Source organism: Enterobacter sp. BNK-29, assembly GCF_048684785.1.
In the GTDB taxonomy this organism is placed as follows: Bacteria; Pseudomonadota; Gammaproteobacteria; order Enterobacterales; family Enterobacteriaceae; genus Enterobacter; species Enterobacter cloacae_M.
In genome coordinates this window covers 2,224,940-2,245,231 of the sequence record NZ_JBLQTU010000001.1, presented here as the reverse complement: position 1 = coordinate 2,245,231, position 20,292 = coordinate 2,224,940, and the positions used below count along the sequence as shown (strand labels likewise).

At 56.9% G+C, this 20,292-nt stretch carries 19 protein-coding genes and 1 pseudogene; 10 read left to right on the top strand and 10 right to left on the bottom strand.

What is annotated here, in order from left to right:
• The first annotated feature begins 204 nt into the window (after positions 1–204).
• From ACMGGX_RS10730 to ghrB, 6 genes are all read left to right on the top strand, one after another.
• A complete protein-coding gene (locus ACMGGX_RS10730; RefSeq protein ID WP_047646677.1) occupies positions 205–867 on the top strand; it encodes an OmpA family lipoprotein in 663 nt (220 codons plus the stop codon).
• A 180-nt stretch (positions 868–1,047) separates the two neighbouring features.
• Positions 1,048–2,064 (top strand): LacI family DNA-binding transcriptional regulator, encoded by a 1,017-nt coding sequence (locus ACMGGX_RS10725; RefSeq protein ID WP_023309954.1) that lies wholly within the window; start codon positions 1,048–1,050, stop codon positions 2,062–2,064.
• Between the two features lie 103 nt (positions 2,065–2,167).
• On the top strand, positions 2,168–2,917 hold the full coding sequence (locus ACMGGX_RS10720) for a sugar phosphate isomerase/epimerase (RefSeq protein ID WP_348562132.1): 750 nt from the start codon (positions 2,168–2,170) through the stop codon (positions 2,915–2,917).
• Between the two features lie 3 nt (positions 2,918–2,920).
• Positions 2,921–3,859, top strand: coding sequence for a sugar kinase (locus ACMGGX_RS10715; protein ID WP_252047422.1), 939 nt, complete (start codon positions 2,921–2,923; stop codon positions 3,857–3,859).
• Positions 3,860–3,976: 117 nt separating this feature from the next.
• Complete coding sequence (locus ACMGGX_RS10710) at positions 3,977–5,257, top strand: MFS transporter (RefSeq protein WP_048980837.1); 1,281 nt, start codon at positions 3,977–3,979, stop codon at positions 5,255–5,257.
• A gap of 26 nt (positions 5,258–5,283) precedes the next feature.
• Positions 5,284–6,258 carry a glyoxylate/hydroxypyruvate reductase GhrB gene (gene ghrB / locus ACMGGX_RS10705; protein WP_348562131.1) on the top strand — a complete coding sequence of 325 codons (975 nt, stop codon included), beginning with the start codon at positions 5,284–5,286 and terminating at the stop codon, positions 6,256–6,258.
• Positions 6,259–6,316: 58 nt separating this feature from the next.
• Here the strand turns inward: ghrB and cspE are convergent, their stop codons facing one another.
• Complete coding sequence (cspE, locus tag ACMGGX_RS10700; protein ID WP_003860775.1) at positions 6,317–6,529, bottom strand: RNA chaperone/antiterminator CspA; 213 nt, start codon at positions 6,527–6,529, stop codon at positions 6,317–6,319.
• Between the two features lie 247 nt (positions 6,530–6,776).
• A complete protein-coding gene (locus ACMGGX_RS10695; protein ID WP_023309949.1) occupies positions 6,777–7,487 on the bottom strand; it encodes a DUF3053 domain-containing protein in 711 nt (236 codons plus the stop codon).
• A gap of 331 nt (positions 7,488–7,818) precedes the next feature.
• Here ACMGGX_RS10695 and ACMGGX_RS10690 point away from each other — a divergent pair, with 331 nt between their 5' ends.
• The gene (locus ACMGGX_RS10690) at positions 7,819–8,106 is read left to right on the top strand and encodes an HTH-type transcriptional regulator (RefSeq protein WP_029740975.1); all 288 of its coding nucleotides are present in this window, start codon (positions 7,819–7,821) and stop codon (positions 8,104–8,106) included.
• Between the two features lie 39 nt (positions 8,107–8,145).
• Here the strand turns inward: ACMGGX_RS10690 and ACMGGX_RS10685 are convergent, their stop codons facing one another.
• The gene (locus tag ACMGGX_RS10685) at positions 8,146–9,765 is read right to left on the bottom strand and encodes an ABC-F family ATP-binding cassette domain-containing protein (protein ID WP_420298357.1); all 1,620 of its coding nucleotides are present in this window, start codon (positions 9,763–9,765) and stop codon (positions 8,146–8,148) included.
• A gap of 841 nt (positions 9,766–10,606) precedes the next feature.
• Here ACMGGX_RS10685 and ACMGGX_RS10680 point away from each other — a divergent pair.
• Both ACMGGX_RS10680 and ACMGGX_RS10675 read left to right on the top strand, forming a co-directional pair.
• Positions 10,607–10,786: pseudogene (locus ACMGGX_RS10680) on the top strand (hypothetical protein); the annotation flags it as partial.
• The gene (locus ACMGGX_RS10675; protein ID WP_286088285.1) at positions 10,714–11,124 is read left to right on the top strand and encodes a hypothetical protein; all 411 of its coding nucleotides are present in this window, start codon (positions 10,714–10,716) and stop codon (positions 11,122–11,124) included. The pseudogene ACMGGX_RS10680 and the gene ACMGGX_RS10675, both read left to right, overlap by 73 nt.
• Before the next feature lie 94 nt (positions 11,125–11,218).
• Here the strand turns inward: ACMGGX_RS10675 and glyS are convergent, their stop codons facing one another.
• The 3 genes from glyS to ACMGGX_RS10660 form a co-directional block, all read right to left on the bottom strand.
• Positions 11,219–13,288 (bottom strand): glycine--tRNA ligase subunit beta, encoded by a 2,070-nt coding sequence (gene glyS, locus ACMGGX_RS10670; RefSeq protein WP_348562128.1) that lies wholly within the window; start codon positions 13,286–13,288, stop codon positions 11,219–11,221.
• A gap of 9 nt (positions 13,289–13,297) precedes the next feature.
• Entirely contained in the window at positions 13,298–14,209 is a 912-nt protein-coding gene (glyQ, locus tag ACMGGX_RS10665) for a glycine--tRNA ligase subunit alpha (protein ID WP_003860141.1), read from the bottom strand.
• 161 nt (positions 14,210–14,370) lie between these two features.
• Positions 14,371–14,676, bottom strand: coding sequence for a YsaB family lipoprotein (locus ACMGGX_RS10660; RefSeq protein WP_029740978.1), 306 nt, complete (start codon positions 14,674–14,676; stop codon positions 14,371–14,373).
• A 183-nt stretch (positions 14,677–14,859) separates the two neighbouring features.
• Between ACMGGX_RS10660 and ACMGGX_RS10655 the strand changes: the two genes are divergently transcribed.
• The gene (locus tag ACMGGX_RS10655; protein ID WP_420298356.1) at positions 14,860–15,855 is read left to right on the top strand and encodes an acyltransferase; all 996 of its coding nucleotides are present in this window, start codon (positions 14,860–14,862) and stop codon (positions 15,853–15,855) included.
• Here the strand turns inward: ACMGGX_RS10655 and ACMGGX_RS10650 are convergent.
• From ACMGGX_RS10650 to xylA, 4 genes are all read right to left on the bottom strand, one after another.
• Positions 15,848–16,768 carry a GlxA family transcriptional regulator gene (locus tag ACMGGX_RS10650; RefSeq protein WP_420298355.1) on the bottom strand — a complete coding sequence of 307 codons (921 nt, stop codon included), beginning with the start codon at positions 16,766–16,768 and terminating at the stop codon, positions 15,848–15,850. The two genes, ACMGGX_RS10655 and ACMGGX_RS10650, sit on opposite strands and share 8 nt — an antisense overlap.
• Positions 16,768–17,307, bottom strand: a complete 540-nt coding sequence (locus ACMGGX_RS10645; RefSeq protein WP_420298354.1) for an isochorismatase family protein — start codon at positions 17,305–17,307, stop codon at positions 16,768–16,770. Before ACMGGX_RS10645 ends, ACMGGX_RS10650 begins: the two co-directional genes overlap by 1 nt.
• A 103-nt stretch (positions 17,308–17,410) precedes the next feature.
• Positions 17,411–18,865 (bottom strand): xylulokinase, encoded by a 1,455-nt coding sequence (gene xylB, locus ACMGGX_RS10640; protein ID WP_420298353.1) that lies wholly within the window; start codon positions 18,863–18,865, stop codon positions 17,411–17,413.
• 72 nt (positions 18,866–18,937) lie between these two features.
• Positions 18,938–20,260, bottom strand: a complete 1,323-nt coding sequence (xylA, locus tag ACMGGX_RS10635; protein WP_087823749.1) for a xylose isomerase — start codon at positions 20,258–20,260, stop codon at positions 18,938–18,940.
• Positions 20,261–20,292: the final 32 nt, after the last annotated feature.

Sequence of the window (20,292 nt, the reverse complement as noted above, 5' to 3'; positions counted from 1 at the left end):
CAGTGGGCGGCGGTCAGAATGGTTTTCGTTGAGGTGCTCAAGCGTGCGCTCCTGGTTGCGTGCAGGTTTACGGCCTTCTTTCTGAGGCAGTTTATGGTTTGTCACAAATTTCAGAGTTATACCCGGAATTTTCTCCGTATCTGGACGTCATAATCAACTGCCACGCTCGCCGTGGCAAAGAATAAAAAGGATTAAGGAAAGAAGATGAAAAAACGCGTACTCGTTATTGCCGCTCTGGTGAGCGGTGCACTGGCTGTTTCTGGCTGCACAACTAACCCTTACACCGGTGAGCGTGAAGCGGGTAAATCCGGCATTGGCGCGGGTATCGGCTCGCTGGTCGGCGCAGGCGTTGGGGCGCTCTCCTCCTCCAAGAAAGACCGCGGTAAAGGCGCGCTGATTGGCGCAGCGGCGGGCGCGGCACTGGGCGGCGGCGTTGGCTATTACATGGACGTGCAGGAAGCGAAGCTGCGCGACAAAATGAAGGGAACCGGCGTGAGCGTGACGCGCAGCGGCGATAACATCATTCTGAATATGCCGAACAACGTGACCTTCGACAGCAGCAGCGCGACGCTGAAACCCGCAGGCGCAAACACCCTGACCGGCGTGGCGATGGTGCTGAAAGAGTACAATAAAACCGCCGTTAACGTGATTGGCTATACCGACAGTACCGGCAGCCAGGATCTGAACATGCGTCTGTCCCAGCAGCGCGCCGACGCCGTGGCCAGCTCGCTGATTACCCAGGGCGTTGAAGCCAACCGCATTCGCACCAGCGGCATGGGCCCTGCCAACCCTATCGCCAGCAACAGCACGGCGGAAGGCAAAGCGCAGAACCGCCGCGTTGAGATTACGTTAAGCCCAATTCAGTAGGTAAAAGCAAAACGGCAACGCTCGTTGCCGTTTTTAGTGGTTGCACCCTCTCCCGTGGGAGAGGGTTGGGGTGAGGGCACCAAACCGCAACCTCCGGTAAGCGCAGCGCCACCGGGCAAATTACTTGATTCGTCTGATTTTCCCGCTAAGGTATTCTCACTAAATTCAGGGAAATCAGCGATGAGCAAACCAGCCCGGGCCACCATCAGCGACGTGGCGAAAGCCGCCAAAACCGGTAAAACCAGCATTTCGCGCTACCTAAACGGCGAGAAACACCTGCTGTCCGACGCATTGCTGGCGCGTATTGAACAGGCCATTGCCGATCTCGACTACCGTCCCAGCCTCATGGCGCGCGGGCTCAAACGCGGCCGCACCCGCCTTATCGGGCTTATCATCGCCGATATCACCAACCCCTATTCCGTTAACGTGCTCAGCGGTATTGAAGCCGCCTGTCGCGAGAAGGGGTTCACGCCGCTGGTTTGTAATACCAACAACGAAGTCGACCAGGAGCTGCATTACCTCGATCTGCTGCGCAGCTATCAGGTCGAAGGGATTGTGGTGAACGCGGTGGGCATGCGGGAAGAGGGTTTAAACCGCCTGCAGCAGTCCTCTCTGCCTATGGTCCTCATCGACCGTAAAATCCCGGAATTTGCCTGCGATGTGGTCGGTCTGGATAACACCCAGGCAGCCACTACCGCCACCGAACATCTGATCGAACAGGGCTTCGAGGCCATTCTGTTTCTGAGTGAACCGTTAGGGATGGTCAACACCCGTCGCGAGCGCCTGAGCGCATTTCGCACCACGCTGGAGCGATATCCCGGCGTGATCGCCGAAAATGCCGAAACGCCGCTTCACGAAGCTGACCAGCTCGATAACACCCTGCGCCAGTTCCACACGCGCCATCGCGGCATGCGCAAAGCCGTTATCTCCGCCAACGGGGCGCTGACGCTTCAGGTCGCCCGCTCGCTCAAGCGCATTGGCCTGCACTGGGGCAGCGATATCGGTCTACTGGGGTTTGATGAACTGGAGTGGGCGGAGCTGGCGGGCGTCGGCATTACTACCCTTAAACAACCCACCTGGCAGATTGGCTATGCTGCTGTTGAACAAGTAGTTCGTCGCATTGAAGGCACCAGCGATGCCGTTCGCGAGCAGGTCTTCTCCGGCGAGCTGATCGTTCGCGGCTCCACGGCGCGTTAATTTTCCCTTGTGATACCGATCATAAATTCGACATCCTGACCTTTTCTTTGGAACCGGTTCCATCTAGCGTAATAGTATTGATATGTTGCGATGGAGTCCGAAGATGGGCAGGAAAATTATGGTGGTCACCGCCGCGTACGGTGCGGAACAGGTGCGACAGGCGGGCGGTCAGCGGGCAATGCTTCCCGTGATTGCAGGCGCAGGGGCAGACGGCGTGGAGATCCGCCGGGAATTGTTCAACAGCGAAGAGCTGCTGGCGCTGCCTGCGCTGGGAGAATCCATTGAGCTGCTCGGCCTGCTGGCGTGCTACTCCGCCCCCGCAGCCCTGTTTTTGCCTGACGGCACCCTTAACCCGGACCTGACCCGTTATCTCTCAGAGGCCAGCACCCTGAACGCCCTGTGGCTGAAGGTTTCCCTGGGCCATTTCCACGACGCGCAGCCTCTCGACGCCCTGCGTACCCTGCTGAACGCAAGCGGCATGGCGCTGGTCGTGGAGAACGATCAGACCGACTGCGGACAGCTCGCGCCCATGCAGCGCTTCCAGACCGCCTGTCGGGAAATGGCCTTACCCGTCACGCTGACCTTCGATATGGGCAACTGGCTGTGGGTTGGCGATTCGCCTGAAGAGGCCGCGCGTCATCTGGCCCCTGCGGTGAGCTATATCCACGTGAAAGCCGCCGTGCCGCACAAAGATAACTTCCGCGCCGTGGCACCAGACCACGCCGATGCGCGCTGGCTGGATCTGCTCGGCCAGCTGCCTGCCGATGCCCCGCGCGGTATCGAGTTCCCGCTGGAAGGGACGGATTTAACCGCCGTTACCCGCCATTACGTCAACCTGCTGCGCGAGGAGTAAACCATGCACAAGACGCTGGATGTCATCACGATTGGCGAAGCCATGGCGATGTTTGTCGCCACTGAAACGGGCGAACTGAGCGCGGTGGAGCACTTTATCAAGCGCGTGGCGGGCGCAGAGCTGAACGTCGCAACCGGCCTGGCGCGTCTCGGCCTTAACGTCGGCTGGGTCAGCCGCGTGGGGGACGACAGCTTTGGCCATTTCGTTCTCGACTCGCTGAAAAAAGAGGGAATTGATGCCGCAGGCGTCACCCTCGATGGACGCTTCCCTACCGGCTTTCAGCTTAAATCTAAGGTCGAAAATGGAACCGATCCCATCGTGGAATATTTCCGTAAGGGATCGGCCGCAAGCCACCTCTCAGTGGCGGATTACCACGCCGACTATTTCGCCTCCGCGCGCCACCTGCACCTGAGCGGCGTGGCGGCAGCGCTGTCCGCCAGCTCGTATGAGCTGCTGGATCACGCGGCAGCCACTCTGAAAGCCCAGGGAAAAACGATCTCTTTCGATCCGAACCTGCGCCCGGTGCTGTGGAAAAGCGAAGCGGAAATGGTCGAGAAGCTCAACCGCCTGGCGTTCAGAGCGGACTGGGTTCTGCCGGGCCTGAAAGAAGGGATGATCCTGACGGGTGAAAATACCCCGGAAGGCATTGCCGATTTCTACCTGAATAAAGGGGTAAAAGCGGTGGTGCTGAAGACCGGTGCCGATGGCGCATGGTTTAAGACGGCCGACGGCCAACAGGGCGCGGTCGCGGCGGTGAAGGTTGAGAACGTTGTCGACACCGTCGGCGCGGGCGACGGTTTTGCCGTGGGCGTGATTAGCGCTCTGCTGGAAGGCAAAACGCTGCCGCAGGCCGTGGCGCGGGGCAACAAGATTGGCTCGCTGGCCATTCAGGTGCAGGGCGACAGCGAAGGATTACCCACGCGAGCAGAGCTCGGCATTTAAATTCCCTCTCCCTGTGGGAGAGGGCCAGGGTGAGGGCAGCAAGCCACACCAAATAATTAAGCCACCGTGTACCCTACAGACAACGGCGGTAACAACCTCAACAACAGAGGCAAGCCTATGAACAGTTCGACCAATGCAGTAAAACGCTGGTGGTACATCATGCCAATCGTGTTTATCACGTACAGCCTGGCGTACCTTGACCGTGCCAACTTCAGCTTCGCGTCCGCGGCGGGGATCACAGAGGACCTTGGCATCACCAAAGGTATCTCCTCCCTGCTGGGTGCCCTTTTCTTCCTGGGCTATTTCTTCTTTCAGATCCCCGGCGCGATTTATGCGGAACGCCGCAGCGTGCGTAAGCTGATCTTCGTCTGTCTGATCCTGTGGGGCGCCTGCGCGTCACTGACCGGCGTGGTGAACAATATTCCTGCCCTGGCCGCCATTCGCTTTATCCTCGGCGTCGTTGAGGCGGCGGTCATGCCGGCGATGCTGATCTACATCAGCAACTGGTTTACCAAATCTGAACGCTCGCGCGCGAATACCTTCCTGATCCTCGGTAACCCGGTCACGGTACTGTGGATGTCGGTGGTGTCTGGCTACCTGATCCAGTCCTTCGGCTGGCGCGAAATGTTTATCATCGAAGGGGTCCCGGCAGTGATCTGGGCATTCTGCTGGTGGGTACTGGTAAAAGATAAACCTGCCCAGGCGAAATGGCTTTCCGAAGACGAAAAAGCGGCGCTGCAGGCGCAGCTGGATAAAGAACAGCAAGGTCTGAAGGCGGTACGAAACTACGGTGAAGCCTTCCGCTCGCGCAACGTGATCCTGCTCTGCGCGCAGTACTTTACCTGGAGCATTGGCGTGTACGGTTTTGTGCTGTGGCTGCCGTCGATTATCCGCAGCGGCGGCGAAAACCTCGGCATGGTAGAAGTGGGCTGGCTCTCTTCCGTACCGTATCTGGCCGCGACCATCGCCATGATCGTCGTCTCCTGGGCTTCGGACAAGCTGCAGAACCGAAAATTGTTTGTCTGGCCGCTGCTGCTGATCGCTGCTTTTGCCTTTATCGGCTCGTGGGCCGTGGGTGCAAATCACTTCTGGGCCTCTTATACCCTGCTGGTGATCGCTGGTGCCGCGATGTATGCCCCGTATGGTCCATTCTTTGCCATCATCCCGGAAATGCTGCCGCGTAACGTCGCGGGTGGCGCGATGGCGCTGATTAACAGCATGGGTGCGCTGGGGTCGTTCTGCGGCTCCTGGTTCGTCGGCTACCTGAACGGTGCCACCGGCAGCCCATCCGCATCGTACATCTTTATGGGGGTGGCGCTTTTCGCCTCCGTGTGGCTTACTCTGATTGTTAAGCCTGCTAATAATCAACAACACCCTGTCGGCGCACGCCACGCCTGAATCCTTAAAAATCAACGGAGATTAGCATGAAGCCGTCCGTCATTTTGTACAAAGCACTGCCGGAAGATCTGCAGAAACGCCTTGAAGAACACTTCACCGTCACGCAGGTGAAGAACCTGAGCCCGGAAACCGTGGCGCAGCACGCCGAAGCGTTCGCCAGCGCCGAAGGCCTGCTGGGTTCAAGCGAGAAAGTGGATGTCGCCCTGCTGGAGAAAATGCCGAAGCTTCGTGCTACCTCTACCGTTTCCGTGGGTTACGACAATTTCGATGTGGATGCCCTTAACACCCGCAAGATCCTGCTGATGCATACGCCACATGCCCTGACGGAAACCGTGGCCGATACGCTGATGGCGCTGGTACTCACCACGGCACGTCGCGTGGTGGAAGTAGCCGAGCGCGTCAAAGCGGGCGAATGGACAAAAAGCATTGGACCGGACTGGTTCGGCGTGGACGTTAACGGCAAAACGCTGGGCATTGTTGGCATGGGGCGTATCGGGCTGGCACTGGCGCAGCGCGCGCATTTTGGTTTTAACATGCCGATTCTGTATAACGCGCGTCGCCATCACAGTGAAGCCGAAGAACGCTTCAACGCCCGCTACTGCGAGCTGGATACCCTGCTGGAGGAAGCCGACTTTGTTTGTCTGGTTCTGCCGCTGACGGACGAAACGCGTCATCTGATTGGCAAATCCGCATTTGAAAAAATGAAGAAATCCGCCATTTTCATCAACGCGGGTCGCGGCCCGGTGGTGGATGAGAAGGCGCTGATTGAAGCTCTGCAGAACGGTGAGATCCATGCCGCAGGTCTGGACGTGTTTGAACAGGAGCCGCTACCGGTTGATTCCCCGCTGCTGGCAATGCCAAACGTCGTCGCCCTGCCCCACATCGGCTCAGCCACCCATGAGACGCGCTACAACATGGCGGCCACTGCGGTCGATAACCTTATCGCCGCCCTAAGCGGAAAGGTGGAGATAAACTGCGTGAACCCGCAGGTGCAACGATAGAAACGAAAAAACCCGCCAGAAGGCGGGTTTTTGAATTTTGTGCTACTGGGTTGGAAGCTTACAGGCTTACAACGTTACCAGCTGCTGGGCCTTTAGCGCCGCTTTCGATGGTGAAGGAAACTTTCTGACCTTCATCCAGAGATTTGTAGCCATCGTTCTGGATAGCAGAGAAGTGTACGAACACGTCTTTAGAGCCATCGTCAGGAGTGATGAAGCCGAAACCTTTATCAGCGTTGAACCATTTTACCAGACCAGTCATTTTAGCAGACATAGAAATTACCTTATTAACAAATATATTGAGCCTTCCGGCTTGATGGATTGCGTTACAGATTTTTAAGCGATGAAGGAAGGGTCACAACGAAGGGTATCTATGGATAACAATCTGGACTGCTTTACTAAACTGCTTTAGGTCTGTGTAACAAACCGACGGGGATAGTTATACCGATGTGGTAGAAGAATGACAAGCGTTATTTTCCATAAGCATAAAAAAACCCCGCCGGAAGCGGGGTTTTTTCGGTTTATTCTGTGGCCGTGACGGCGGCACTCCAGGCCTGGCTAAAGGCCTGATGCTGGGAGGCCAGCGGCCCAATCAGCGTATTGTACTGGCTTGCCTGCTGCGAGGTCGGGAACTGAATGCCGTTGGCAACGAAGCTCACCTGAGTATCCTGCTGGGCAATAAAGTCGCCCACCTGAACCAGCTGCTGCGTGAAGATTTGCGCGGCCGGAATCAGCGGCTGCAGCGCTTCAGACGGTTTCGTCACCACTTTCTCATACACTTTGTCGAAGACAGGTTTGAGATCGTCGCCCTGCTTCAGCGCAGAACGTGACGCGTCAGCCTGCATTTTCGCATTCTGCAACTGCTGGCTCAGTACGCCAAGCGCACCGTTGGACTGGCGAAGCGGTTCACGCTGCGTCATATAATCCTGCGGAACGCGAATGGCGTTCACGCTATCCACTACCGGGCGGATACCGGAATCCATCGCCTGGCTCACCTGCTGTGAATAACCATAAAGAATGGCGTAATCGGACACGAAGGGGCCAAACTGTTTTTTCTGATCCGCAGTCAGCGTCGGCAACCGCTCGCCGCTGCGCATCACTGTATTCTGCAGAAAATCGATAAACGCTTTGCGCTGATCGCCTTCTTTATCAAAACACCCACTCAGGCTAACAACCATCAACAACGCCGCAATAGGCGCAAACCAGCGAGAGCAGGACTTTCCTGTCGCCATTTTATTACTCCTTTCACCCAAAAAAGCGCACACCGGCACACGCGTGCCCGACGCTGACAAGGATAGTCCAGGTCAGCCTTGCAAGATACTCTTTTCATGCAAAACGGCTATTGCCGATTTATTTCTTACCATTTACAAAAAAATACCTGCCGAAGCCGACATATGACTAATCAGGTAATTAGCATAACTATCCATATCGCTGAATCGGGTAAAGCGATCGTTACCGCACGATTAATCACACCCGTGACGATCCTGAGTTCGTATTAGGGACTATTCTTAACTGGCTCTCTGATGTTCTTGATCACGATGTGAGATTTAAGAGGAGTCCTCAATGGAATATAAAGATCCTGAGTTTGAGCTGCTGAGCAGCCTGGAACAGATCATTTTTAAAGACGTACCGCAGGCGATTACCCTGCAACAAAAATCCAATCCCTTTACAGAATATGAGCAATTGCGCAAAGGGACAGGACTGAAAACTGAAGAATTCGCCAGAGCGATGGGTGTCAGCGTGGCTATGGTGCAGGAGTGGGAGTCAAAACGTGAGAAACCCACCCCAACCGAGTTAAGGCTGATGCGCCTGATTCAGGCCAACCCTGCACTCAGCAAACAGATAGCGTAGTGAAGATTGAATGCCCCCGCCTCTGCGGGGGCTTGTGTTTTAAAGGCTCTCACAACGCCAGCCCGTCTCTTCCCATACCCATTCATGCGTTAACGTTAAGCCTCTTAAAAAAGCCTCGTCGTGTGATACCACCAGCAGAGCTCCGGGAAAACCGGCCAACGCCGCTTCAATGGCCTGGACCGAGGCCAAATCCAGATGGTTGGTCGGTTCATCCAGCAGCAGAAGCTGCGTGGCCTCCGCGCGCCACAGCACGCAGGCCAGGGCGGCCTTAAGACGCTCGCCGCCGCTGAGCTCCGCCAGCGGGAGCGTAACTTTGTCGGCACCCAGTTGAAGCTGTGCCAGACGGGTTCGCAATACCCCCTCGTCCAGAGGCGTATGACTCAGGTTGAGATGCGTCATGACCGACTGCGAAAGATCGAGCCGGGACAGATGCTGGTCGAGATAAGCACAGCTGACGGAAACCCTACAGGTACCCGAACGAGGAGCAATCTCGCCGAGGAGGGTTTTTAACAGCGTCGATTTGCCGCAGCCGTTCGGTCCCTTTAACGCCACGCGCATCGGTCCGTCCATGCGCAAGTTGAGCAGAGGAACAGGCACATGCGGCAGCACCAGATCCTCCAGCACCAGCACCTGCTTCCCCTCCGGGATCTGACTCCCCGGCAGGGTGAACATTACCGGGCTATCTTCCTCAACGCGTTCACGCGCCTTATTTACCGCGGCGTTCAGGGCTTCATTTTGCTCGCTGTGCTGTTTTTTCCAGGAGCCGATCCGCTCCTTTGCCGCGCCTTTATATTTGACCCGCTCGAACGACGCGATATTCAGGGTATCGACGGTGCGCAATGTCTTTGCCGAACGCCGCTGGCTATCGTCATGCTCTTTTTGCATGCGTACCCGGGTGCGTTTGCGCTCGGTTGCCGCATGTTCCAGCGCCGCGCGGGCCGCCTGCTGTTCGGCATCGCGCTGGGTTTGATAATCCGCATAATTCCCGCCGTAGCTGCGCAGGCCTGAGGCGCTCAGCTCAAGGATACGCGGCACCTGCTCCAGAAGTTCGCGGTCATGGGAGGCTACCAGCACGCCGCCCTGAAAACGGTGGAGCTGGTCGTAGAACCACGCCCGGCCCTGTCGGTCCAGATGGTTAGTGGGTTCGTCCAGCAGCAGGAAATCCGCTTCAGCCGTAAATGCCCCGCACAGCAGCGCGCGAATACGCTCGCCGCCGCTGAGCTCACCGGCTGGCTTATCTGGAGCAAACGGCGGAAGTTTCGCCCGGGCAAACGCCTCGCCAAGACGTTCAGCTAAATCCCAGAATCCATCAAGCATTTCCAGATCGTCAGGCTGGTAATCGCCGCTGTCGATACGCGCTCGAGCCGCGAAGATGGCCTCGTATCCGAGCAGCTCAGCCAGCGTCATGTGCGGCAAAATGTCCTGCTGCTGAGCCACATAGACATGGGTTCCGGTACGTTCAATATGCCCGCTTGCAGGCTCATCAAGCCCCGCCAGCAGACGCAGCAGACGCGTTTTCCCGCTGCCGTTGCGGCCAACCAGAGCGCACAGAGACGGCTCAAGAGAAGAACTCAGCGGACCAAAAAGGTTATCGCCCGTCGCAAACTGACAGGTGACCTGATGCAAAATAAAAGAAGGGGACTGCGCAAAATGAGCCATAAGCACTCCTGAATGAAATCAAAACATCCCCTGCCCACGCGGTGGCGTTTAGCAAGGATCGAAATTCATCAGTCGTGTTTGTTCATTTTTGGGGGGGCGCTCCAGAGCGAGAAATTTAACGGAGATAAGGATAGCGGTAATGGGTTGACCATTTCAAGGTTAAATTTTGGACGATTTGTACTCCCTCTCCCTTTGGGCTGAGGGATCCCCACCAAATATTGCTTGCACAGACGGCCCCCTCTCCCTTGAGGGAGAGGGCTGGGGTGAGGGGAAGCATACGACTCTGGTGGTCATTCCGTTCACTTTATGTTCCTTGCTACTCTGTAACGACAATACCCGTGAACGTGCCAGGGTGGCTCAGTCGCCACCACCCTGGCTACCCGGGCTCCCGGCGGTAAATCGCCGCTACGCGGTACCTTCGGCTTATTCCTTCCGGCTTATCGGGGACGGGCGGAGGTAACATCCCTGTAAAGCCCGCCCTCTCGGCGCATCCATGCGCCTCGCCCCGGCCTGCAGGAAACGCCTCAGCGATTTACAGCCGGACCATAGCGTCGCTGTAAGACCTCTGCCCACAGTATGCTTTTCATTGCGGTAATTTTGCGAGTCTCTTTCCAGAAATGGTAATATCCTCAGTGGCATAGCTCAAATCTATTGCCGCCTGTTTTGATGAGCAGTAAGTTCTCTTTGCACCTGCAAAATCAGGTGCCGGGTTTAGCATCCTGGCTTATCTTATCGGCGGCACATTATGTGCAGCATGCTTTGCTACATCTCAATGGTGGGCTGAGCAGGGGCATCGAAAGATGCGCCGGTATCCGATAAGGCCGGTAATGCTAACTCTGTTCAGTCCACCACCAGCGAAGTTAGCATTTCCGGTGGTGGAAGCTTTATCACTTATCGGAGGCTGCCAATATGGCTACTACCCCAACCCAAGCTCATTCTTTATTCACCCTGCCCTTCAACCACGCCACCGACTTCACCGAACTGGCGGATAACTGCGAACGTTTTACCGACGCACTGGTAGATTGCGAAGAACCCGCCCCAAAAATGGCGCTTTACGGCAGACTTTATGCCTGTCTGAATCTTCTGCAACCCACTCTTCTGGAACCTGTTCCGGACGCTTTAAAAGCCAGCCTGACCGTGAAGGAACTCCCGTCACGCGTTCCGGCTTTCGAACCCGAATGCGATCAGCTGGGGCGCTACTGTCAGGAGCTTACGCAGATGCTGATGAACGGCTCACTGTCGCGACAATCTGAAATCGTGATGGAAGATTTGCTGTGCGAGCTGGTCAGCTACTTTGCTGATACGCTGAAGGCACCGCGCTGGCTGCAGACAGACGAAGGCACAATCGCGATCGGCTAAACCTGCCGGATGGCGCTGCGCTTATCCGGTCTACAAAAGACCCATAAAAAAAACCCGCCGAAGCGGGTTTTTAGCATTTATTACAACGGGCACATTACTGCAGCAGCGAAATATCCGCTACGCGCAGGAACAGCTCGCGCAGTTTCTCGAGCATAGAGAGACGGTTAATACGCAGCTCTTTATCTTCTACGTTCACCATCACTTTCTCGAAGAAGGCATCGATCACGTCACGCAGCTCGGCCAGCTCCACCAGCGCTTCCTGATAGCGACCTTCCGCGAAGTACGGCTCGAGCTTGTCGCGCAGCACCACAACCTGCATCGCCAGAGCGATCTCTTCCGGCTCTTTCAGGGTTGCGGCGTTCACGCGCTCGTTCAGCGTCTCGTCGGATTTCGCCAGAATGTTGGATACACGCTTGTTGGCCGCGGCCAGGGCAGATGCCGCTTCCAGGGTACGGAAGTGGGAAACCGCCTTCATACGCGCATCGAAATCAGCCGGACGGGTCGGACGACGCGCCAGCACCGCCTGAATGGTGTCAACGGTGTAACCTTCGTCCTGATACCACGCGCGGAAACGACCGAGCATAAAGTCGATCACATCATCCACAACGTTCGCGTTGGTCAGCTTGTCGCCGTACAGACGCACCGCTTCTTCGGTCAGGGTCTGCAGATCGAGGTTCAGGTTCTTCTCAACGATGATACGCAGCACGCCCAGCGCGGCACGACGCAGCGCAAACGGGTCTTTATCGCCTTTCGGATGCTGGCCGATACCGAAGATACCCGCCAGGGTGTCCATCTTATCGGCAATTGCGACGGCACATGCAACCGGGTTGGACGGCAGCTCGTCACCCGCAAAGCGCGGCTGATACTGCTCGTTCAGGGCAACGGCTACGTCTTCCGCTTCGCCATCGTGACGCGCGTAGTGCATGCCCATCACGCCCTGGGTGTCGGTGAATTCGAACACCATGTTGGTCATCAGGTCGCACTTGGAAAGCAGGCCTGCACGCGTCGCGTGGTTGACGTCTGCACCGATTTCACGGGCAATCCAGCCGGACAGCTCCGCAATGCGGTCGGTCTTGTCGCGCAGCGTGCCCAGCTGCTGCTGGAACAGCACGGTCTGCAGGCGCGGCAGGTTATCTTCCAGACGCTTTTTACGGTCGGTATTGAAGAAGAACTCTGCATCCGCCAGACGTGGGCGCACCACTTTCTCGTTACCGGAGATAATCTGGATCGGATCTTTCGATTCGATGTTCGCCACGAAGATGAAGTTTGGCAGCAGCTTGCCGTCGTTGGCGTATACCGGGAAGTACTTCTGGTCACCTTTCATGGTGTACACCAGCGCTTCAGCCGGAACGGCCAGGAATTTCTCTTCGAACTTCGCGGTCAGCACAACCGGCCATTCCACCAGAGAGGTGACTTCTTCCAGCAGGCTTTCGCTCAGGTCGGCGTTACCGCCAATCTGGCGCGCCGCTTCTTCAGCGTCCGCTTTGATTTTGGCTTTACGCTGTTCGTAGTCGGCAATGACCTTACCGCGCTCCAGCAGGATCTGCGGATACTGGTCGGCATTGTCGATGGTGAACTCTGGCTCGCCCATAAAGCGGTGGCCGCGGATCACGCGATCGGACGCCACGCCCAGAATGGTCGCCGGGATAACGGTGTCGCCCAGCAGCAGGGTCACGGTGTGAACCGGACGCACGAAGTGCACGTCGGACGCGCCCCAGCGCATCAGCTTAGGAATCGGAAGCTTCGCCAGAGAAGTGGCGATCATGTTTGGCAGCAGCGCTTCCGCGCTTTCGCCTTTCACGTGGGCACGGTACAGCAGCCATTCGCCTTTATCGGTGGTCAGACGCTCGGCCTGATCGACGGTGATGCCGCAGCCGCGCGCCCAGCCTTCAGCCGCTTTGCTTGGCTTGCCTTCCGCGTCAAACGCCTGGGCAATCGCCGGGCCACGTTTTTCAACTTCACGATCCGGCTGAGACGCCGCCAGATTTGCCACTTTCAGCGCCAGACGGCGCGGCGCGGCAAACCACTCAATTTTACCGTGCGCCAGGCCAGCGTTATCCAGCTCGGCGGTCACGTTCGCAGCAAAAGATTCAGCCAGGCTGCGCAGGGCTTTTGGTGGCAGCTCTTCGGTGCCGATTTCCACCAGGAAAGTTTTCTCAGACATGGCCGCCTCTTATTTGTTTCGGTTGCACATCGGGAAGCCAAGGGCTTCACGGGACGCGTAGTAAGCTTCTGCAACGGCTTTGGTCAGGGTGCGAATACGCAGAATGTAGCGCTGACGTTCAGTCACGGAGATCGCTTTGCGGGCGTCCAGCAGGTTGAAGCTGTGGGCGGCCTTCAGAATACGCTCGTAAGCGGGCAGCGGCAGCGGAGTCTCCAGCGCCAGCAGCTGCTGCGCTTCTTTCTCGTACTGCTCGAAGCAGGTGAACAGGAAGTCCACGTCCGCGTATTCGAAGTTATAGGTGGATTGCTCCACTTCGTTCTGATGGAACACGTCGCCGTAGGTGGTTTTACCCAGCGGGCCGTCGCTCCAGACCAGGTCGTAAACGCTGTCTACGCCCTGAATGTACATTGCCAGACGTTCCAGACCGTAGGTGATTTCACCGGTGATCGGCTTACATTCCAGACCACCTACCTGCTGGAAGTAAGTGAACTGGGTCACTTCCATGCCGTTCAGCCACACTTCCCAACCCAGACCCCAGGCACCCAGCGTTGGGTTTTCCCAGTTGTCTTCCACAAAGCGGATGTCGTGGATGGTTGGATCCATACCCAGCTCTTTCAGCGACCCGAGGTACAGTTCCTGAATGTTGTCGGGTGATGGCTTAATCACCACCTGGAACTGATAGTAATGCTGCAGACGGTTCGGGTTTTCACCGTAACGACCATCGGTCGGACGACGGGAAGGCTGCACATACGCGGTCGCCATTGGCTCTGGCCCCAACGCTCGCAGGCTGGTCATCGGGTGTGAAGTGCCGGCGCCGACTTCCATGTCCAAAGGTTGAACAATGGTACAGCCCTGACGAGCCCAGTAATCCTGTAAGGTCAGGATCAGGCCCTGGAAGGTCTTGGTATCAAACTTTTGCATAGTATTTCGTGCTGGATACGTGTGGTTTTAAATGGAAGGGACCAGTATACCCGCTGGCTGCAAGATATACAGTACGAAACGGGGTTGTTTAGGGAAAATTGGGGAAATAAGCCTTCCGGCCAGAACGCTGACGGCGTCTGGCTGTTGATTATACGAGCAGGCTAGCGCATGGAGAGGTGTAAAAACTGACCGTCCGCATCAAACGAGCAGACAAAGCCCTCTTTGCGCGACGTATGCCCCCGCAGCTCATAGCTTCCCTGAAAACGCTCAAACCCGGTGACATCAATTTTCTGCACGTCCGAGTTATAGCGGCGAGCGGCCCGATCTTTACAGAGCGCTTCCATATCCAGTGAACGTTCCGGGCTCATTTTACCCTGCTGCGCTTTTTGCACAGGTGCTTCTTGCGGCGCGCTGCATCCCGCCAGGATCACCAGCAGAAAGAGTGACGCCACACGCTTCATCATCATTTTTATTACCGCCCTGGTCAGTGGCTGTTATTTTTAGTATCAAAGCTTTTATAGATTAAGGTCCGGCATTCTGCGAATCTCGCGGCTTCCCTACAAGCCTGCTGAATAAAACTCAGAATTTTCCAAGCGAAGACTTTTGGACAATGGCAGTCACACTCAATTTACAGGGAATACGAGGAACTGATGCAGTCAAAAATTTACTGGATTGATAACCTGCGAGGAATAGCGTGTCTGATGGTGGTCATGATCCACACGACGACCTGGTACGTCACGAATGCCCACAGCATCAGCCCCGTTAACTGGGATATCGCCAATATTCTCAACTCTGCGTCACGCGTCAGCGTGCCGCTGTTCTTTATGATTTCCGGCTTTCTCTTTTTTGGCGAACGTAGCGCGCAGCCGCGGCACTTCATTCGCATCGCGGCCTGTCTGGGTTTCTACAGCGCCGTTGCCCTGCTCTATATCACGCTGTTCACCTCCATTAACGCCGGGCTATCGCTGAAATATGTGCTGCAAAAACCGGTGTTTTACCACCTGTGGTTTTTCTTCGCCATTATCGTTATCTATCTGGTCTCCCCGCTCATCCAGGTAAAACACGTCAGCGGGAAAATGCTGCTGGCCCTCATGGTGGTTATCGGCATTGTCGCCAACCCGAATACGCTCTCACAGAAAATCGACGGATTTGAGTGGTTGCCGATCAATCTCTATATCAACGGGGATACTTTTTACTACGTGCTTTACGGCATGCTGGGGCGCGCCATTGGGATGATGGATACGCAAAAACGCGGTCTGAACTGGCTCTGCGCGGTGCTGTTTATCGCTGGCGTGGCGGTGATAGCGCGCGGGACGCTGCACGAGCTGCAGTGGCGCGGCAATTTTGCCGATACCTGGTATTTGTATTGCGGGCCAATGGTCTTTATCTGTGCCGTTTCGCTGCTCACGCTCGCCAAAAATACTCTGAACGCGCGCGCCCTGCCCGTGCTGAGTCTTATCTCGCGCCACTCTCTCGGGATTTACGGTTTTCACGCGCTGGTGATCCACGCGCTGCGCACGAGAGGCGTTGAGCTAAAAAGCTGGCCGGTGCTGGATATCGTCTGGATTTTTGCCGCCACGCTGGCGATCAGCCTGTTGCTGTCGATGCTGCTGCAAAAAATAGACGTTCGCCGCTTCGTCAGCTAATGCTTCGCTGCCGGGCGCGATGGTACTGGCGCGGGGAGGAAAACCCCGCCGCCAGTGAAGCCTGCTCAACGCCGCGCCCCTGTAATAGCCACTGCTCCGCCACCGCCAGACGCAGCTGTTCCAGATAATCGCGAACGCTAATCCCTAAATGTGACTGGAAAAGCCGGGTGAGATGACGCGGGCTGACGTGCGCCAGTGCAGCAATGTCAGGCAAGCTCCACGCTTTTTGCGGCTCGGCGGTGAGCGCATCCTGCGCCCGATGGATCGCCGGATGAAGATGATTGCGGTAGCGCAGCCACGGGGATAGCTGGGGATCGTCACCGGAACGGCGGAACCAGACCACCATCTCACGCGCCACGGTCAGCGCCTTTTCGGGGCCGCACAGGCGGTTAATCATATGCAGCGCCAGATCGATGCCAGACGTGATCCCCGCGCTGGTCCAGATGTTCTCATCCTGCACAAAGATGCGGTTTTCTTTAATCGTCGCCGTGGGGGCCGCGGTGCGTAAACGGCTAATAACGTCATGATGGGTCGTGCACTGCCGGTTGTTCAACAGGCCCGATTTCGCCGCCAGTAAGGCCCCTGAACAGACGCACATCACGGTGATTTCCTGGCGCTGGATCTGCGGCTGCAGGCACATCAGCCAGTGCTGGATCTGCTGCGCCTGTGGCGTTGAGAACTGACTGCGGGAGTCGCTCACACCCGGCAGCACCAGCAGGCTGCCTTCCGTGAGACGCTCCGGCAGCGGCTGAATGCCGCTCATCGTCAGGCCAATGGACGTCGGAACCTCCGGCTGCGGGCCAATGTAATGCAGGCGAAACGCGTCGCCTGCCAGCACAAAGGTCTCTGCCGGGCCGGTCATGTCTAATGACAGCACCCCGGGCAACATCACGAACCAGACGTCGATGCTCATTACAGGGACTCCAGCGTCTCCGCTACCGTTTTAATCTCGGCAAAACGCCCGGACAGTACCGTCTCGGTACGATGGCGAATTTCCGCTGCGCTAAGGGTTATCCCCTTGTACGTCATGGGAAACGTCAGCGTTGCCTCACTAACAAAGGTCACAGCATAACCCAGATCGGAAGCCACCCGGGCGGTGGTTTCACAGCATTGCTCAGTACGAATTCCGCAGATAATCACACTGTTGATATCACGCTCGCGCAGCCAGCGGTCAAGTCCGGTATCCGTAAACGCATTATGGACGTGTTTCTGGAAAACCACATCCGGCTGATGACGCAAAAAGGCCATCGGTTTGACATAGCCGCTTTCCAGGGTGAAAGGACCGTCTTCATCCACGTGAAAAATATCAACGACCGGAATATTGCGCGCCTGGCAGCCTTCAATCAGCCCCAGCATCGCCTGCTGAAAGGCAGGGATCTCGTTTTCCTGCCAGTAATTGCGGTGATGGAAGGACTGCTGAGTATCGATGTTGATTAATGCAATGCGTGACATGATAAATCTCCTCGCCAGTGGGTGTAACACCATACTGGCAAGGAAATGAAGGCACGCACAGACCAAAAAAGGACATCCTCGTGCCTCTCCAGGACAAGCGTATTTACGACATCAGGGGCAGCAGCTGCTGGTAGATTTTGCGGAACACGTCGCGCCTTTCCGCGTACCGCGCATGGCGCTCCACGTCAGGCAAATGCGCCTGTTCAAGCGTAAGCTGCGGCAACAGTTGCGCAAGCGGTTGTTCCGGATGAATGGCTATCTGCGCCAGACGCGCGGCACCGAGCGCGGGTCCGACATCCCCTCCGGTGCGGAAATCCAGCTGCAAACCGCTGATATCCGACAGCATCTGTCGCCAGTAAGGGCTTCGCGCACCGCCGCCAATCAGGGTGACGCTCGTCGGTTTCAGGCCACAGTCGTGCACCACGTCCATCCCGTCGGCCAGCGCATAGCCCACGCCTTCCAGAACCGCACGCGCCAGTTCTGCCGGGCCATGTTGATAGGTTAAGCCAAAAAACACCCCTTTCGCTTCCGGGTTGTTGTGCGGCGTACGCTCGCCGGAAAGATACGGTAAAAACCAGACGGTACCCGCAGCGTCATCCGCCTGCTGGGCTGCGGAAATGAGCGCCGGAACGTCGGCCATGCCGGTGAGTTTTGCCGCCCAGTCCAGGCAGGATGCCGCACTGAGCATCACCGACATCAAATGCCATTTCCCGGGAAGGGCATGACAGAAACTGTGCACAGCGCTTTCAGGATTACTGCGATACCCGTCGCTGACGGCAAAATAGACGCCAGACGTTCCCAGTGACAGCATCGCCTGGCCCGCCTCAACCATCCCGACACCGACAGCGCCCGCCGCGTTATCGCCGCCCCCGGCCACCACCGGTACGGCAGGCATATTCCAGCGCTCAGCAACGGCTGGCAGCAGTGCGCCCGTCACCTCACAGCCTTCGTACAGCGCGGGCATATGTTCCCGGGTCAGATGGCAGGCATCCAGCATCGCCTCGCTCCAGTCGCGCTTCGCCACGTCGAGCCACATGGTGCCAGCGGCATCCGACATGTCGCTGGCGAAATCGCCCGTCATGCGAAAACGCAGATAGTCTTTCGGCAGCAGGACTTTCGCCACCTGACGGAAAATCTCCGGTTCATGGCGCTGTACCCACAGCAATTTGGGCGCAGTAAAGCCGGGCATCATCAGGTTGCCGGTAATCTCGCGGGAATTGGGTACGCGTTCCTCAAGAAGCGCACACTCTTCCGCACAGCGGCCATCGTTCCAGAGGATCGCTGGACGCAGCACACGATGCTGGCTATCGAGCAGCGTAGCGCCGTGCATTTGTCCGGCAATTCCCAGCGCTTTCACGTCACGAAGGCTGTGCTGCTCACCTAAGGCTTTGATTGCGCGATCCGTCGCCTGCCACCACTGTTCCGGATCCTGTTCCGACCACAGCGAATGCGGACGTGAAACCTGCAGCGTTTCCGTCTGCGTTGCTAACACGTCGCCCTGCTCGCTCAACAGGATAGCTTTCACACCCGATGTGCCAAGATCGATCCCGATATACATTACGGTGACTCCTTTAACAGAAATGCCCGGTGGCGCTAACGCTTACCGGGCCTACGTGCATCTTCAGCTCAATCACTTATCAAACAGATAGTGGTTTACGAGATTTTCCAGCAGTTCCTGGTGCCCGCTCTGGTGCTGCGGCGCCAGCTGCTGTTGTTCAGCGTACTTCGCAATTTCCGCCAGCGATAACTGACCTTTCAAGATTTGCTGGCCCAGCTCACTGTTCCAGCCGCTGTAACGCTTCGCCACGCGCTTATCCAGTTCGCCGTCTTCAATCATGCGCGCGGCCACTTTCAGCGCCAGCGCCATGGTGTCCATCGCGCCAATGTGGCCGTAGAACAGGTCGTATTTGTCGGTGCTCTGACGACGTACCTTGGCGTCAAAGTTCAGGCCGCCGGTGGTGAAACCGCCCGCTTTGACGATCTCGTACATCACCAGGGCATTCTCTTCCACGCTGTTCGGGAACTGATCGGTGTCCCAGCCCAGCTGTGCATCGCCACGGTTCGCATCGACAGAGCCGAAAATGCCCAGCGCAATGGCAGACGCGATCTCGTGATGGAAAGAGTGGCCCGCCAGCGTGGCGTGGTTGGCTTCAATGTTCACTTTGATCTCTTTTTCCAGACCGAACTGCTTCAGGAAGCCATACACCGTCGCCACGTCGTAGTCATACTGGTGCTTGGTCGGTTCCTGCGGTTTCGGCTCGATCAGCAGCGTGCCGCGGAAGCCGATTTTGTGCTTATGGTCGACAACCATCTGCATAAAGCGGCCAATCTGCTCGCGCTCCTGACGCAGGTCGGTGTTCAGCAGCGTTTCATAACCTTCACGGCCACCCCACAGGACATAGTTCTCGCCACCCAGCTGATGCGTAGCGTTCATTGCCGTCACCACCTGCGTGGCTGCCCAGCTAAACACTTCCGGATCCGGATTGGTTGCCGCGCCCGCGCCGTAGCGTGGGTTGGTGAAGCAGTTTGCCGTGCCCCAGAGCAGCTTCACGCCGCTTTGCTGCTGTTTCGCCGCCAGTACATCCACCATCTGCGCAAAATTGTTCAGATACTCTTTCAGCGACGCCCCTTCCGGCGACACGTCCACGTCATGGAAGCAGTAGTACGGCACGTTCAGCTTGTGGAAGAACTCAAACGCCACATCGGCTTTGCGCTTTGCCAGCTCAATGGCCTCACCCGGCTGCTGCCACGGGCGGTCAAAGGAACCCACGCCGAACATATCGGCTCCGTTCCAGCAGAAGGTATGCCAGTAACAGGCGGCAAAGCGCAGATGATCTTCCATGCGCTTACCCAGCACCAGCTCATCCGGGTTGTAGTGACGAAATGCTAAAGGATTGGTCGTTTTTGGGCCTTCGTAACGAACACGATCGAGTTGGTCGAAATAAGCTTGCATATTGAGCTCCATAATCAGGGTATGCGGCGAGT